Here is a 15,770-nt window from a genome sequence, read left to right on the forward strand (position 1 = left end):
CTCACGTTCGCTTTTTCAAACATCGTAGCCAGGGTTTTCGCGATTTAGTTTGCGGATCAAGGATGGCCATACAAAGGTACCGCCCAAGCCGCCCGTTTGAACTTTCATGGCGTGTGCAACGCCGTTCAAAATGTCGGGGTTCACCTGCACTAAATCGCTTGTTTGGGTTTGTCCCGACAACGCGTCTAGTTGAATTCTGCAAGTGTTTTCAAAAATATACATTTGTAAAAAAGCATCTGCAATGGTTTTGCCCACAGTCAGTAAGCCATGATTACGCAACATCAAATAATTGGCGCCACCCAAATTTGATTTCAAGCGAAGCTTCTCTTCATCGCGAATCGCCACACCTTCGTAGTCGTGATAGGCCAACGAACTCAGAACAAAAGTGCTTTGCTGGCTGATCGGCAACACGCCATGTTTTTGGGCGCTGACCGCCACACCTGCGCGCGTGTGGGTGTGTAAAACGCAACCCGCTTCTTGCCGCGCCTCATGCACCGCGCTGTGAATGACAAAGCCTGCTGGGTTGACGGGGTGAGGGTTGTCGGTATCTAGCTTTTGACATTGCATGTCGACCTTCACCAAACTGGACGCCGTAATTTCATCAAACATGAGGCCGTAGGGGTTGATCAAAAACTGATGCGCGTCACCTGCAACAGATTCTGGTAATTTGGCGCTGATGTGGGTGAATACCAAATCGCTCCAGCCATACAAGGCAACCAAACGATAGCAAGCTGCTAAGTTGACACGAAGCGCCCATTCGTCGGGATGAATTTGAGCGGCGGGTAGGGTTGTGGTTTTCAAATCGTCTCCTTGGAGGGGGTTGCGTTCGGCGGTCTTTTTGACGACCTGTATTCAAAGCGCAAGCTTATCGCGTGGCTTCGTTGACCATGGGTCGCGCAGGGCACAGCTGATCCAGATAAAATCAAAGACCTTGGCCCTTGGCCTCCTGCGGCGCGGGCAGCGCCGGCCTATTGGTGATGGACTGGTGAATACATGCTTTACCCACAAGAATTTGATGTGATCGTTGTTGGCGGCGGCCATGCTGGCACGGAGGCTGCGCTGGCGGCTGCACGCATGGGCTGTCAAACGCTTTTGCTCTCACACAACATCGAAACCCTGGGGCAGATGAGCTGCAACCCATCCATTGGTGGTATCGGCAAAGGGCATCTGGTCAAAGAGGTCGACGCTTTGGGCGGCGCCATGGCGCTCGCGACCGATGAGGGCGGTATTCAATTTCGCATTTTGAACAGCTCTAAAGGCCCAGCTGTGCGCGCTACCCGTGCGCAAGCCGATCGCATTTTGTACAAAGCCGCCATCCGTCATCGCTTAGAAAATCAAGAAAACCTTTGGCTTTTTCAGCAGGCTGTCGATGATTTGATGGTTGAGTCAAATGGCTCAGAAGACCGTGTGGTGGGAGCTGTAACGCAAGTGGGCGTTCGCTTCCGTTCTAAAACGGTGGTGCTTACGGCCGGTACCTTTTTGGATGGCAAGATTCACGTTGGCCTAGAAAACTATGCCGCAGGCCGCGCTGGCGATCCTCCTGCTGTCAGTTTGTCGGCTCGTTTGAAAGAACTTAAATTGCCCCAAGGCCGCTTGAAAACGGGTACGCCACCCAGGCTTGATGGCCGCACCATTGACTTTAGCCAATGCTTTGAGCAGCCGGGCGATGGCATGCCGGGTGGTTTGAACGAGTCTTCTGGCGTGCCTGTTTTTAGCTTCATGGGTCGCGCCGAAATGCACCCGGCGCAAATGCCTTGTTGGATTACGCATACCAATGAGCGGACCCATGACATCATTCGGTCTGGCTTTGATCGCAGCCCCATGTTCACCGGAAAAATTGAAGGTGTCGGGCCGAGGTATTGTCCAAGTGTGGAAGACAAAATCAACCGCTTCGCGGACAAAGACAGCCATCAGATTTTTCTAGAGCCCGAGGGTTTAACCACCCATGAGTTTTATCCCAATGGCATCTCTACCAGCTTGCCATTTGACATTCAGTATGCCCTGGTTCGATCGATGAAGGGCCTTGAAAACGCCCATATTCTGAGGCCAGGCTACGCCATCGAATACGATTACTTTGACCCGCGTTCCTTGAAGAGCAGTTTTGAAACGCGCCAAATCGGCGGACTGTTTTTTGCGGGCCAGATCAACGGCACAACGGGTTATGAAGAGGCTGCTGCACAAGGCTTGTTTGCCGGCATCAACGCCGCCTTGCAGTGCCGCGCCTTGTTGGGCAAAGGCAATGACATGGGCGGCTCTTGGTTGCCGTCGCGTGACCAAGCCTATTTGGGCGTGTTGGTTGACGATCTGATTACCAAGGGCGTAACCGAACCCTATCGAATGTTCACCAGCAGGGCAGAGTTCCGCTTGCAACTTCGGGAAGACAATGCAGACATGCGACTGACAGAGGTTGGTCGTCAAATGGGATTGGTAGACGACGCCCGCTGGGCTTCTTTTTGCACCAAACGCGAGGCTGTTTCACGTGAAACAGATCGGCTCAAGTCAAATTGGGTGAATCCTCGAAATCTTCCCGCGGCTGAGTCGGAGCGGGTGCTCGGTAAGGCCATTGAGCACGAGCACAACTTGTTTGAATTGCTTCGTCGCCCCAACGTCAGTTATGAAAACTTGATGAGCCTTGACTCAGGACGATTTGTGTCTGAAGCTGTTTCACGTGAAACATTGGGCGTCTTGTCGGCGGCGGTGGTTGAGCAAGTTGAAATTGCCGCCAAGTACTCTGGCTACATCGATCGGCAAAAGCTTGAGGTGGAAAGGGCGGCTCACTTTGAAAATCTCAAGTTGCCCGCCAAGTTGGACTACCTTCAGGTTTCTTCCTTGTCGATTGAGGCAAGGCAAAAGCTGGACAAGCATCGCCCAGAAACCTTGGGCATGGCTTCGCGTATTTCTGGCATTACGCCTGCCACCATTTCCTTGTTGCTGATTCATCTTAAAAGGGGTGGCTTCAAAGAGTTCATGGCCGTCAAGCCTGAGCTGCTTGAAGGCGCCGAAAGCCTGGCTTCATGAGTGAAGACTTGATGTTGGCCTTGGCAGAGGGCATTTCTGCTTTGGGTTTGTCGCTAGGCGAGGAGGCGCAGAAGCAGCTCTTGGACTACATGGCCTTGATCCAAAAGTGGAACAAGGTCTACAACTTAACAGCGCTTCGCGACTCGCAGGAAATACTGACCCACCATTTGCTGGACAGTCTTTCTGCCATTGGCCCCTTAATGCAACAAACGCGGTCCTTGGATGGCGCCTTTTCTTTCTTAGATGTTGGCTCCGGCGGTGGATTGCCCGGGGTGGTCATTGCTATATGTTGCCCCGGGGTTAATGTGACATGTGTCGATGCCGTTTCCAAAAAGGCGGCATTTGTTCAGCAGGTTGCGGCCAGTCTCAAGCTGGGCAACTTAAAGGGCATTCATGCCAGAGTCGAAACGCTAAGCGGCCCATTCGACGTCATTGGGTCTCGTGCTTTTGCTTCTTTGCCTGACTTTGTCAATTGGTCGTCTGGCGCCTTGGCCGATGGCGGTGTTTGGATGGCCATGAAGGGCAAGTTGCCAGAAGAAGAAATGTCGGCCTTGCCGCCCATGGTCCAAGTGTTTCACGTGGAACAACTCCTTGTGCCCGGCCTGAATGCTGAAAGGTGCATGGTTTGGATGAAAAAATCGACAGCTTTGTCTGCCTAGGCATTTGGAGTCGGCTTTCGCCCATTACACTTGGGCTAGATAAGAAAGCCTTGCATGTTTGGAATTTCTGATTACGGCGCCTTTGTTGCGGCCTTTGTTTTGTTGTTGTTTTTGCCAGGGCCCGGCAATTTGGCCCTGATTACCTCTACCAGCCAGGGTGGCATGCGGGGTGGGCTGGCTTCCGTGTTGGGCTTGCTGTTGGGTGACCAAATTTTGTTGTGGATGACAGTGGCCGGCGTTGCTGCTTTGCTGCAAAGCTATCCTCATTTGTTCATGGCACTGCAGTGGTTGGGCGCAGCCTATTTGGCTTGGCTGGGCGCCAAAATGGTTTTGGCCAAACCGGGCGAAGGCACCTCCATCAAAATTACACCGGGAAAATATTTCAAAGAAACCATGCTTATCACCTTGCTCAATCCCAAGGCCATCATGTTTTACTTTGCTTTTTTCCCGCAGTTCATTGACCTCGAAAAACACCAAGGGATGACTACTTTTGTTTTCATGGCGGTCACTATTGCTGTGTTGGGTTTTCTTTACTGTTTTGGGGTCGTTTTGATCACTCACACCATGGCAGAGCGCATTCGAGCCAACCCGAAGATGTCTGCCGTATTGCAAAAACTGGCAGGCGTGTGTTTGATTGGTTTCGGCTTGAAATTGGCCGTTGGCAAATGAGTGCACCCACCGAAAATTAATCGAGTAACAAATGGCAAAAATTTTCTGTGTTGCAAATCAAAAAGGCGGTGTTGGCAAAACCACATCGGCTGTGAACTTGGCCGCGGGTTTGGCCAAGGTCGGTCAAAGAGTTTTGCTGGTCGACTTAGATCCGCAAGGCAATGCCACCATGGGCTCTGGCGTAGACAAACGTCAGCTAGAACTCAGTGTTTATGATGTTTTGCTGGAGTCTGCCAGCATTCAAGAGGCCGCCATTTTTTCTGAGAAATGTGGATATCACGTCCTGGGTGCAAATCGTGAATTGGCCGGTGCAGAGGTTGAGTTGGTCGATTTGGAAAGACGCGATCAGCGTTTGAAGTTGGCGCTCGATGTGGTCAATCAAGAGTTTGATTTTGTATTGATTGATTGCCCACCTTCCTTGTCCATGCTCACTCTCAATGGTTTGTGTGCTGCGCATGGCGTGATTGTTCCTATGCAATGCGAGTATTTTGCGTTGGAAGGTTTGACCGATTTGGTCAACACCATCAAGCAGGTTCACGCCAATTTGAACCCCGATTTGAAAATCATTGGTTTGCTTCGCGTCATGTTTGACCCCCGAATTACCTTGCAGCAGCAGGTAAGTGAACAGCTCAAATCGCATTTTGGTGACAAGGTTTTCAACACCGTCATTCCGCGTAATGTGCGATTGGCCGAGGCCCCTAGTTACGGCTTGCCCGGCGTTATCTTTGATCCATCGGCCAAGGGCAGCCAAGCATTTGTGGAGTTTGCCAGGGAGTTGGTGCTTCGCATTCCAAGCATGTGATACACCAAAGCGCCGCAATGGAATCTAAAAAAGTGCTTATTTTGCCTGGATGGCAAGGAAGTGGGCCCTTACATTGGCAAATGAAATGGGTTGAAAAATACGGCTACCAAGTGGTTGAGCAAAGCGATTGGATGCGACCTTTGCGTGGCGACTGGTTGGCGCGGTTAGACGACGTGGTCTCAGACATAGAGGGCCCTGTCTATTTGGCCGCACACAGTTTGGGCTGTATTCAAGTAGCTGCATGGGCTGTCATTTCAAAGCAAGCCCCCAAAGTGAAGGCGGCTTTGTTGGTGGCGCCCAGTGATGTAGAGGCGCCGCCGATGAAAGACGTTTTCAATAGCTGGCGGCCCATCGCTGTAACAAAGATGCCGTTTCTATCAACGGTGATCAGCAGCCAAAACGATCCTTACTGCTCAGTTGAGCGCGCGCAATTTTTTGCCAAATCTTGGGGTTCTGAGTTAATCAACGCGGGACCGCAAGGTCACCTTAACGCCGATGCCTAATTGGGTGACTGGCCCGAAGGACACGCATTTTTGAATGAATTAATGAAAGTCAATGAACATGGTCACTAAAAAACCAAAAGGACTCGGTCGTGGTTTGGAGGCCTTGTTGGGCCCCAAAGTTCAGGAAGAGGCAAGCTCACCTCAAGCGGTTGAGGCCGCCGCCAATCGAGCGCCATCTGTTTTGGGTTTGGGCGAATTGGTGCCAGGCATGTACCAACCGCGCACTCGCATGGACGAAGGTGCTTTGTATGAGCTGGCCGAGTCCATCAAGGCGCAGGGCATCATGCAGCCCATCTTGGTTCGCAAGCTAAGCGATGGCCCCCATGCTGGCAAATATGAAATCATCGCTGGCGAGCGGCGCTTCCGCGCATCGCGTTTGGCGGGACTGAACGAAGTACCGGTATTGGTGCGAGACGTTCCCAATGAAGCCGCTGCCGCCATGGCGCTGATTGAGAACATTCAGCGCGAAGACCTCAACCCCTTAGAAGAGGCTCAAGGTTTACATCGCCTGATTAAAGAGTTTGGACTTACTCACGAAACCGCAGCCCAAGCAGTGGGCCGCTCTAGAAGTGCTGCAAGCAATTTGCTCCGATTGTTAAATTTGGCCGACCCCGTTCAAACCATGCTGATGGCGGGCGACATTGACATGGGCCATGCGCGCGCACTATTGGCACTCGACAGGGCGGCACAAATTACAGCGGCCAACCAAATCACAGCCAAAAAAATGTCAGTCCGTGAGGCCGAAAGTTTGGTGAAAAAACTCAGCGCAGAGTTCTCGTTGGTTCAGCAAAAACCGAAAAAGGAAAAGTCGCGTGACATCAAACGCGTGGAAGAAGAACTCTCGGATTTGTTGATGGCCGAGGTAGAAGTGCGTATCAAAAAACGCGTCAAGCGCCACGGACGTTTTGAAGAAATGGGCGAATTGTCCATCCAATTTGGATCGCTGGATGAACTCAACGGCTTGATTGAAAAACTTCGCGCCTAAATCACAAAACCATTAAAAAAGGGCTCTCTAAAAAATAGAGAGCCCTTTTTCATGGAGAGAACTTTCAATGAAAGATTTTTCCAGGGTTCATGATGTTGTGTGGATCGAGTGCCTGCTTGATGGTCTTCATCATGCTGACCGCACCCACACCAGCCTCGGTGACCAAGAAGTCCATTTTGTGCAAACCAATGCCGTGCTCGCCCGTGCAGGTTCCGCCTAAGCTAAGTGCGCGGCTAACCAACTTGTGATTCAGCGCTTCGGCCACTTCTCTTTCGCTTGGAATGTTGGGGTCGATCAAATAGCCGAAGTGGAAATTGCCATCGCCCACATGACCCACTAAGAAATAAGGCAAGCCGCTTGCATCTGTTTCTGTGATGGAGTCCAGCAGGCAATCGGCTAATTTGCTAATCGGTACACAGGTGTCCGTGCTGATGGCTCGGCATCCGGGCCGGCTCTGCAATGCAGCAAAGTAGGCGTTGTGACGTGCTGTCCAAAGGCGTGTGCGCTCCTCGGGCGTGGTGGCCCATTCAAACGCATTGCCACCATGATCGCTGGCAATTTCTTGTACGGTTTCGGCTTGTTCTTTGACGCCCGCAGGCGATCCGTGAAACTCCATCAACAGCATGGGTTCTTCGCGCAATCCTAACTTGGCATACGCATTCACCATGCGAACGGAGTTGTGGTCAATGAGTTCAACGCGGGCAATAGGCACACCCAACTGAATGATTTGAATAACGGTCTGGACGGCAGCTTCAATGCTTGGGAATGAACAGATGGCGGCAGAGATAGCCTCTGGCAAGGGGTACAAGCGCACAGTCACTTCTGTGATCACGCCCAAGGTGCCTTCGCTGCCCACAAACAAACGCGTGAGGTCGTATCCAGCACTGGATTTTTTAGCACGCGTGCCTGTTCGAATGACTTCGCCAGAGGCCGTGACAACTTCCAGTGCTAAGACGTTTTCTCGCATGGTGCCGTATCTGACGGCGTTGGTGCCACTGGCGCGGGTTGCGCTCATGCCGCCAAGGGTGGCGTCGGCACCCGGGTCGATGGGGAAAAACAAGCCCGTCGATTTAATTTCTTCGTTCAATTGCTTGCGCGTGACACCTGGCTGGACAGTCACGGTCAAGTCTTCCGCGTTGATTGAAAGCACCTTGTTCATGCGCGTGAGGTCAATGCTGATACCACCCTGAACTGCCAATAAATGACCCTCCAAGGAAGAGCCAACGCCAAAGGGGATGACTGGCACTTTGTATTCGCTGGCCAACTTCACGGCATCCGAAACATCTTGCGTGCACTCGGCAAAAACCACGGCCGAGGGTGGCGGCACAGGTGCAAAGGCTGACTCGTCGCGGCCGTGTTGCTCGCGAATGACCAAGGCCGTCGAACAATTGTCACCAAAGCGTGCCTTCAGCGCATCGATGAAAGCCTGAGGCACAGGTCGAGCTTGAACCGCTGGGGCCAAGTGGGCTGCTTGAGTGGGTGCATTCATGGTGGGGCTCCGATGTCAAGGTTCGCAGTGACAAGGCTGAAGCGTCAGCCAGTCGCGTTGGTGAACCGAGCTTGGGGAAAACTTGTCAAACTCGGTCAAAATGAGAGTTTACGCGCAGACGCCCATTTTTGCAGGCGTCACAGCACAGGGGAAACACCATGGGTAACCGTCTCACACAAATTGCAACCCGAACGGGCGATGAAGGCACAACGGGTTTGGGCAACAACCAACGGGTGTCTAAAAATAGCTTGCGTGTGCACGCCATGGGCGATGTGGACGAGCTCAATTCGCACATTGGCTTGCTGCTGTGCGAGAGCATGCCTGACGATGTTCGGACGCTGATGGTCGAAGTGCAGCATCAATTGTTTAATTTGGGCGGCGAGCTTTCTATTCCAGGCTTTGAGTTGCTAAAGGCAGAGGCCGTGCAAGCCTTGGACCAAGCCCTCGAAAAATACAACGCCCAGCTGCCAAAGCTTGAAGAATTTATTTTGCCTGCCGGCAATCGCGCAGCATCACAGGCGCACATTTGCCGCACGGTGGCCAGGCGTGCCGAGCGCGCCACAGTGGCGCTTGGCAACGAAGAGGCCTTGAACGATGCCCCCAGGCAATATTTGAATCGACTTTCTGACTTGATGTTTGTTTTATCGCGCGTGCTCAATCGCATGGATGGTGGCACGGATGTTTATTGGCAAAGCGAGCGAATGAAAAAATGACAACTACGCCCAACGTGTCTTCTGATGCCTTTCCTAAGGCGCCTTTTGACTATGTTCCGCAAATTCGCCTTTATCAAAATTGGTTGAAGCAACATCGCGGCATTTCTTTTGATCGGTACGAAGATTTGTGGCAATGGTCGATCTCGGACTTGGATGTTTTTTGGCAAAGTATTTGGGATTACTTTGATTTGCAATCCCCAACACCCCACACCGCAGTGCTGGCCAAGAACGCCATGCCGGGTGCGATTTGGTTTCCAGGCGCCCAAGTCAATTACGCCAGTCAAGTTTTGCGCCACGTGGACGCCGCACATGCTGCAGGTTTTCCGGCACTCATTGCGCAAAATGAATTGGGCGTTAGGCAAGAAATCTCTTGGCCTGAACTGAAGCGGCGAATTGCTTCAATGGCCTTGCACCTGCAAGCTCAAGGCCTTCAGCCGGGTGATCGGGTGGCGGCTTATTTGCCTAACATTCCAGAAGCCATCATTGCTTTTTTGGCCACTATCAGTGTGGGTGGTGTTTGGAGCATTTGCGCGCCCGACATGGGCACACTGGCGGTGCTCGATCGCTTTAAGCAAATTGAACCGAAGATTCTGATTGCTTGCGATGGCGTCACCTACGGCGGTAAAAACTATGACCGCATGGGTGTGGTGCAAGAATTGAAAGATGCGCTGCCGACGGTGCAGCACGTCATTGTGTACGACAACATTGGTGTTGCAGATTTGGCCAGCAACGAAGTGGCTGCGGCCATTCGCTTTTCTGAAACGACGCTGCGACAAGGACCAGAGGTCGATCACTTCGAACCCATGGCCTTGCCCTTTGATCATCCGCTGTGGGTGGTTTATTCGAGTGGTACCACCGGCTTGCCCAAACCCATCGTGCACGGACACGGCGGCACTTTGATCGTGGCCCTGGCGCTGAAAATTTTGCACAACGATGTGGGCTGCAGTTATCACCCCAACACGTGGGGCGAACGTTTCCATTGGTACAGCTCAACCGGCTGGGTCATGTGGAATGCCCAAGTGGGTGGCTTGCTCAATGGCACCACCTGTGTCATTTATGACGGCAACCCGGGTGGTAGCAAAGACAATCCAGATTGGACAACACTCTGGCGTTTTGCTGCGGACAACCAGGTGACATTTTTTGGCGCAGGAGCGGCATTCTTTGCCAACTGTCAAAAGGCCGGCATTGAGCTGAGTCAATGTGGTGATTTGTCGCGCATCCGTGCATTGGGCACGACGGGCTCACCGCTGTCGCCCGACACTCAAAAATGGGGCAATGCGCAATTCAAAAATATTCAAAAAGCGTACAGCCAATCGAGCTACTTGCATCGCGAAGAAGATGGCGATATTTGGTGGTGCAACATTTCGGGCGGTACAGACTTTTGCGGTGCCTTCATTGGCGGCAACCGAGAGTTGCCTCAAGAGCCTGGCGTCATGCAGTGTCGCTTGATGGGCTGTGCGGTAGAAGCCTGGAACGAAGCGGGAGAGCCTGTGCACGGCGAAGTGGGCGAACTGGTTTGTGTTCAACCGATTCCCTCGATGCCTTTGTACTTTTGGAACGATGACCAAAATGCACGGTACTTGGCCAGCTACTTTGAAATGTATCCTGCGGGCCGCGGCCGCAAGCCTGGTGGCGGCGATGCCGATGCATCGTACGGCGGTGTTTGGCGCCATGGCGATTGGCTGCGCATTGGCGCGGCAGGTCAGGGCAAACAAGGTGGCGAGGGTTGCGTTATTTTTGGCAGGAGCGATGCCACGATCAATCGGCATGGATTGCGCATGGGCACCAGCGAACTTTATAGCGCCGTAGAAGCTTTGCCTGAAGTGATGGACAGCATGGTGGTCGACCTTGAATACTTGGGCCGCGAAAGCTACATGCCCTTGTTTGTGGTGTTGATGCCCGGTATGAACTTAACGGACGACGTTAAAAACAAATTGAACAATGCCATCAAAATAGCGCTAAGTCCGCGCTTTGTGCCGAATGAAATTTTCCAGGTGGCAGAAATTCCCAGAACCTTGTCGGGCAAAAAGCAAGAGTTGCCTATCAAGAAATTGATGTTGGGTCAGCCACTTGAAAAAGTGGTGAACAAAGATGCCATGGCCAATCCGGCTTGCTTGGATTGGTATGTTGATTTGGCCAAAAAGCATTTGGCCAAATCAATTTAAACATTGCACAAATTAGTTCTTGTGCAAGTCGGCGTTCAGGCTGCCCCAGCTCTCGGTGCGGGGGATGGCTTGAACCGCGCCTGACTGTGAATCGCGTCGGAACAAAATGCCATTGCGGCCAGACAGTTCGCGTGCTTTGACCACGCTGCCATCGGGCATTTTGACGCGCGTGCCGCCCGTCACATAGCAGCCGGCTTCCACCACACAATCGTCGCCCAAAGAAATGCCAATGCCTGAGTTGGCACCCAGCAAGCAACGCTTGCCAATCGAAATGACTTCTTTGCCGCCACCCGACAAAGTACCCATGATGGAAGCGCCGCCGCCCACGTCACTTTGATCGTCGACCAACACGCCAGCACTGATGCGACCTTCCACCATGGAGGCGCCCAATGTGCCCGCATTGAAATTGCAGAAGCCTTCGTGCATCACGGTGGTACCCGATGCCAAATGCGCACCCAAGCGCACTCGGTCAACGTTGGCAATGCGCACACCAGACGGCACAACGTAGTCCGTCATGTAAGGGAATTTGTCGACCGCTTTGACGTCAAACACAACGCGTGCTGCGCGAGCGCGCAGACGTGCCGCTTCCAATTGATCAAGGGGACAAGGGCCCATGGAGGTCCAGGCCAAATTGGCCAACATGCCAAAGATGCCTGTCAAGTTGGCTTGATGTGGTTTGATGAGACGATGGCTAAGCAGGTGCAGACGCAAGAACACATCGTGTGTGTCTTTGGCAGGTTCAGACAAATTGGCAATGCTGGTTTTAACCGCCACCACATTGACGCCGCGTAACTCGCAAGGACCTAAGGCTTTGACGAATGCTTCGCCCAAATGCGTTTTGGCATCGGCGTCACTCAACACCTGGCTGCCAGCTTCTTGAATGCCTTCGGCCAATTGGGGCGCGGGGTACCAAGTGTCTAAGACGGCACCGTCTTTGGCCAAGGTTGCCAAGCCATAGGCCACAGCGCTGCTTTGAATCATGGGAGGGGTTTGCATGGTGTTGAGTTAAAAAATCAAAAAAGAGATTATCGGGCTTTGTGATGAACTTTGCTTTATTGCAATTCTGAAAGATCAATGCTTTGCTGCTTGAGCCATTCACCTTGCGTGTTTTGAAAGCCCAGCTGAATTTGCTTTTGGGCCCAATTGAAATCAATCAAGGCAAAGTGATTTTGAGTGATCAAGTCGCCCAGTCGATTGGGGCCCACTTCTTTGGCGGTGGTCCATGCATGCGTGATGCCGCTAGAGGTGAGTTCGTACAGCGGATAGCTGTTGCCGCGCTTGCTTTTATAGATGGCACCAATGTGGCGATCACCGGATAAGAAAACCACGCCTTTGGCTTGCGTTCTTTGAATGAGGTGCTCCAGTTTTTCCAGCTCTTTTGGAAAGTTGTGCCATGACTCCCAGCCATGCCCCTCAGCGACCACCTGAATGCCAGACACGATCAAACGAACATCCGCCGTTTGCTTCAGTTGCATTTCAAGCCACTGCCATTGCGCATCACCCAGCATGGTTTTTTGCGGGTCGGCATCGGGCAGGTAACGCTCTTTGCCAGGCGCATCTCGTTGGTCGGTGACTTTGGGCCGAGACTTAAACCAGCGGGTGTCTAGGAGAACCACTTGAACACGTTGCCCGACTGGGCCAAATTGATAGGCATGGTAGAGGCCTTCACGCTGACGCCGCGGATCGTTGGCGGGTAACTGCCAAAAATCAAGGAAGGCATCTTTGGCCAGTTGTTTGTTTGAAAAATCGGCGCCACCGTCGTTTGGCCCCATGTCGTTGTCGTCCCAAATGGCCAAATGAGGAACCTCTTTGCGCAATTGGGCAAAGCCAGCCTGTGTCGCTTGGGTGGCGTAGGCCGTTTGCAAAGCGTTTGATTGCCAGGGTCTTTTGCTGGCGTACACGTTGTCACCGCCAAAAATAAACAGGTCGGGTTGCGATGCCAAGACAGCGCGCCAAATAGGCTGCGGTTTGTTTTGATCAATGCAAGAGCCAAAGGCAATGCGTTGGACTTTTTGCGGCAAAGCAGGAAGGCTTGCAAATGGTGGGGCAGCGGGGCTGCTTGCGATGCTGTCCAAGGCGCCGCCCAGCCCAGACATCAGGGTCCCCAAACTGGTCACTTTTAACAATTTTCGGCGGTCCAAGGCTTGCTCCTGTCAGCCCAAGCGGGCACAACTTTCAAATTAGACGAAGCGGATATTTTATGACTGATCAGTTCATGTTTGTCGATCAATGGCTAGAATATTGAAATGACCACTGCCAAAGAACCCGTAAAAAAATCCTTCAAAACACAAATGTTGGAGGCCAGAGAATTGGCCATCACGGCCTCAGTGAACCGATTGCTTTCGGAAAAAGGCTTTGATGCGATGACGGTGGATGAAGTGGCGGCAGAGGTGGGAATTGCCAAAGCCAGTTTGTACAAACACTTCAACAGCAAAGAAGAATTGGCGTGTGCAGCCATGGTGTTGGCCATGCAGAAAGCGCAGGCGTTTCTAGAAAATCTCGATCAACAAACAGACATTGAATTGGCTAAGCCTTCACAAAGTGCAGCTTTGAACAAACTCATGGCGACAATACGTTGGACCTTGCAGCTCAAACTGGCAGGCGAAATGCCAACCTTACCCAGTCAAAACTCCAGCTTGCGCGCAACCCTGATGGCCAGTCGGCCCTATATGGATGGTTTGATGCGGGTCAGCGATTTGCTGGGCGGCTGGATTGTTCAGGCACAACAAGAAGGCCACCTTAATTCGGCGCTGCCACCCATTGCCATTTTGTACACCTTGTTTGCCAGGGCCTGTGACCCCGTGGTTGAGTTTCTCAAAATGAGTGAACTTCATTCCGATGAAGAAATCATTGAGATGGTCATGACCACTTGTTTTGCGGGCCTCAATGCGCGAGCCCATTAAATTAGAAGTTCAAGCTTCAACACGCACAATTTTCTGCGCTTCAAAAGCCAGCTGTTCATTTTTTCTGGCGTAGCCCAATGGGTTGGCCACCACACGACAGCCCTGGCTGACGTAGTTGTGCGCACAGTGCAAATGACCATGCAACCAAAGCGTGGCCTGAGGTAACAAATGATCAAGTGCGTTGCAAAATCCTGCAGTGCCAGGGCTTAGGCCATACCGAGGATCTGCACTGAGAAGGCTTGGTGCAAAGTGGGTAATGACTACAGTAGGTCCATCGAATGGCTCCGACAAGGCATTCGTTAACCACGCTTGGTCAGACTGTGCCTGCGCTCTAACAGCGTCCGATAAAAACGGCGCGCCTTGAAAAGTAGTGCCTGTTTTCTTGAGATAAAAATTAGCAGCACGTTCAGCTTTTTCTCTGGCTTTAAGTTGTTGTGTCAATGGGCCAGAGGTAGGAACAAGAGCTTCGAAATTACTCCACAAGGTGCAACCGATGAACCGCACACCGCCAAAAATTTCAACACGTTGGTGTAAAAAAACAATCTCCAAACGCTTGCAAGTGGCCTGCAATTTTTCATGCGCTTCTTCAAAGGGCATGCCGTCATATTCATGATTGCCGGGCACAAAGAAAACAGGTACCGGCCAAGCCCCTAAATCTTTGCGAGGCGAGAAACGCGCCAAGCCAAAGTCTTGATCTTGTTGGCCCAACAACATCGAGCCCGCTTGATAAGAGCCAATGTCTCCCGCCAAAATTAGGACGTCTGCAGAGGGTGCAACTTCAGGGCTGAAATGAGGATGCGTTTCTAAATGCAAATCAGACAGAAGTTGAATGTTCATCAGAGCCGTGCCCCTTTGAAAACATCGTGTGCAATGCGGATCAAATGTTCTCTTAACCAAATATGATCGCTTTGGGCATGCTTGCGCCGATGCCACAACGCATCGACGTGCAAGGTGGGCACCTTGAAGGGCAACTCGCACATGAACAGTTCATCGGCAATGCCGGTGGTGGGCACAAAGTGCTTGGGCAAGACGGTGAGCAAATCGGAGTTGACCACCACCCGGCCTGCTGTAAAAAACTGATTGACGGTCATCACCACACGCCTGTGTCTGCCAATCGAGGTCAAGGCTTCGTCAATGAAGCCATAAGGCCGCCCTGAAAAACTCACGAGCAAATGTCGCGCATTGCAAAACTCATCGAGCGTGATATTTTTCTGTGCCAATGGATGGCCTCGGCGCATGACGCACACATACTCGCCGTCATACAAACGATGATGTTCAAAGGCCACGGCCTCACCCGATTGGGCTTTGGCGGTTAAGTCTGCTAGAACTGCAGGAAAGTAGCCCAGAGCCAAGTCGGCCGTGCCTTCGTTGAGCATGTTTCTGGGGTCGCGGGTGGTCAGAGGCAGGACCCGAATAGACACCTTGGGTGCATGGTGTTCAAGCGCTTGTCCTAAACCACCCATCAGCTCGGCGGCCGTGGCATCTGCCATGGCCAGCACAAATGCATTGCGCGCTTCAGTGGGGATGAATTGTTGTGGCACCAACGCCGATTGCAATTGATCCAATGCTTGCCGCACATTGGGCCAAAGCATCAGGGCAAAGGGTGTAGGCGCAATGCCGTGCCCTTCACGGCGGACCAAATCATCGCCCAGGGTTTCTCGCAGTCTGCGCAAGGCATTGCTGACCGCAGGCTGCGTGATGGACAAGTTGCGCGCAGCTTTGGTCAGGCTTTTTTCAGCCATGACTTCATCAAAGACCCGAAGCAAATTCAGGTCTAGGGTGCGGAAATTGGTATGGATGGGCTCAATCATTTCGTTTGTGAATGATAAGCATCATAAATATAAAGTTGAACAACACTAGAGTA

General features: G+C 52.2%; 15 protein-coding genes. 9 read left to right on the top strand and 6 right to left on the bottom strand.

Translation table 11 applies throughout. The annotated features are described in order from the left end of the window. Positions 1–15 precede the first annotated feature (15 nt). Positions 16–801: a class II aldolase/adducin family protein gene (locus tag AMM03_RS07240; protein WP_194942810.1), complete on the bottom strand. Its 786-nt coding sequence runs from the start codon at positions 799–801 to the stop codon at positions 16–18. 192 nt (positions 802–993) lie between these two features. Here AMM03_RS07240 and mnmG point away from each other — a divergent pair, with 192 nt between their 5' ends. Genes mnmG through AMM03_RS07270 form a run of 6 tightly spaced genes read left to right on the top strand, consistent with a single transcriptional unit; the run spans position 994 to position 6,636 of the window. Then, a complete protein-coding gene (gene mnmG, locus AMM03_RS07245) occupies positions 994–3,018 on the top strand; it encodes a tRNA uridine-5-carboxymethylaminomethyl(34) synthesis enzyme MnmG (RefSeq protein WP_090129942.1) in 2,025 nt (674 codons plus the stop codon). After that, complete coding sequence (gene rsmG, locus AMM03_RS07250) at positions 3,015–3,677, top strand: 16S rRNA (guanine(527)-N(7))-methyltransferase RsmG (RefSeq protein ID WP_228764605.1); 663 nt, start codon at positions 3,015–3,017, stop codon at positions 3,675–3,677. Before mnmG ends, rsmG begins: the two co-directional genes overlap by 4 nt. Before the next feature lie 54 nt (positions 3,678–3,731). Beyond that, a complete protein-coding gene (locus tag AMM03_RS07255) occupies positions 3,732–4,346 on the top strand; it encodes a LysE family transporter (RefSeq protein ID WP_090129944.1) in 615 nt (204 codons plus the stop codon). Between the two features lie 31 nt (positions 4,347–4,377). Continuing rightward, complete coding sequence (locus tag AMM03_RS07260; protein ID WP_090129946.1) at positions 4,378–5,148, top strand: ParA family protein; 771 nt, start codon at positions 4,378–4,380, stop codon at positions 5,146–5,148. A gap of 17 nt (positions 5,149–5,165) precedes the next feature. Continuing rightward, positions 5,166–5,651, top strand: a complete 486-nt coding sequence (locus AMM03_RS07265; RefSeq protein WP_090129948.1) for an RBBP9/YdeN family alpha/beta hydrolase — start codon at positions 5,166–5,168, stop codon at positions 5,649–5,651. 58 nt (positions 5,652–5,709) lie between these two features. After that, positions 5,710–6,636, top strand: a complete 927-nt coding sequence (locus AMM03_RS07270) for a ParB/RepB/Spo0J family partition protein (RefSeq protein WP_090130756.1) — start codon at positions 5,710–5,712, stop codon at positions 6,634–6,636. A gap of 64 nt (positions 6,637–6,700) precedes the next feature. Here the strand turns inward: AMM03_RS07270 and AMM03_RS07275 are convergent, their stop codons facing one another. Continuing rightward, the gene (locus tag AMM03_RS07275) at positions 6,701–8,125 is read right to left on the bottom strand and encodes an FAD-binding oxidoreductase (protein ID WP_090129950.1); all 1,425 of its coding nucleotides are present in this window, start codon (positions 8,123–8,125) and stop codon (positions 6,701–6,703) included. 158 nt (positions 8,126–8,283) lie between these two features. On the opposite strand from AMM03_RS07275, the gene AMM03_RS07280 reads away from it, so the two are divergent. Both AMM03_RS07280 and AMM03_RS07285 read left to right on the top strand, forming a co-directional pair. Beyond that, a complete protein-coding gene (locus AMM03_RS07280; protein ID WP_090129952.1) occupies positions 8,284–8,838 on the top strand; it encodes a cob(I)yrinic acid a,c-diamide adenosyltransferase in 555 nt (184 codons plus the stop codon). Then, on the top strand, positions 8,835–11,003 hold the full coding sequence (locus AMM03_RS07285; protein WP_090129954.1) for an acetoacetate--CoA ligase: 2,169 nt from the start codon (positions 8,835–8,837) through the stop codon (positions 11,001–11,003). The genes AMM03_RS07280 and AMM03_RS07285 overlap by 4 nt, the downstream gene beginning before the upstream one ends. 12 nt (positions 11,004–11,015) lie before the next feature. On the opposite strand, the gene dapD is transcribed toward AMM03_RS07285, so the two are convergent. Then, complete coding sequence (dapD, locus tag AMM03_RS07290) at positions 11,016–11,999, bottom strand: 2,3,4,5-tetrahydropyridine-2,6-dicarboxylate N-succinyltransferase (protein WP_090129956.1); 984 nt, start codon at positions 11,997–11,999, stop codon at positions 11,016–11,018. Between the two features lie 56 nt (positions 12,000–12,055). Continuing rightward, complete coding sequence (locus AMM03_RS07295) at positions 12,056–13,144, bottom strand: alkaline phosphatase D family protein (RefSeq protein WP_090129958.1); 1,089 nt, start codon at positions 13,142–13,144, stop codon at positions 12,056–12,058. Between the two features lie 105 nt (positions 13,145–13,249). Here AMM03_RS07295 and AMM03_RS07300 point away from each other — a divergent pair, with 105 nt between their 5' ends. Then, positions 13,250–13,906 carry a TetR/AcrR family transcriptional regulator gene (locus AMM03_RS07300; protein ID WP_090129960.1) on the top strand — a complete coding sequence of 219 codons (657 nt, stop codon included), beginning with the start codon at positions 13,250–13,252 and terminating at the stop codon, positions 13,904–13,906. 9 nt (positions 13,907–13,915) lie between these two features. Here the strand turns inward: AMM03_RS07300 and AMM03_RS07305 are convergent, their stop codons facing one another. After that, on the bottom strand, positions 13,916–14,743 hold the full coding sequence (locus AMM03_RS07305) for a metallophosphoesterase (protein WP_090129962.1): 828 nt from the start codon (positions 14,741–14,743) through the stop codon (positions 13,916–13,918). Continuing rightward, on the bottom strand, positions 14,743–15,717 hold the full coding sequence (locus AMM03_RS07310) for a LysR family transcriptional regulator (RefSeq protein ID WP_194942811.1): 975 nt from the start codon (positions 15,715–15,717) through the stop codon (positions 14,743–14,745). Before AMM03_RS07310 ends, AMM03_RS07305 begins: the two co-directional genes overlap by 1 nt. Between the last annotated feature and the right edge of the window lie 53 nt (positions 15,718–15,770).

This window comes from Limnohabitans sp. Rim11, assembly GCF_001269365.1.
Taxonomy (GTDB): Bacteria; Pseudomonadota; Gammaproteobacteria; order Burkholderiales; family Burkholderiaceae_C; genus Limnohabitans_A.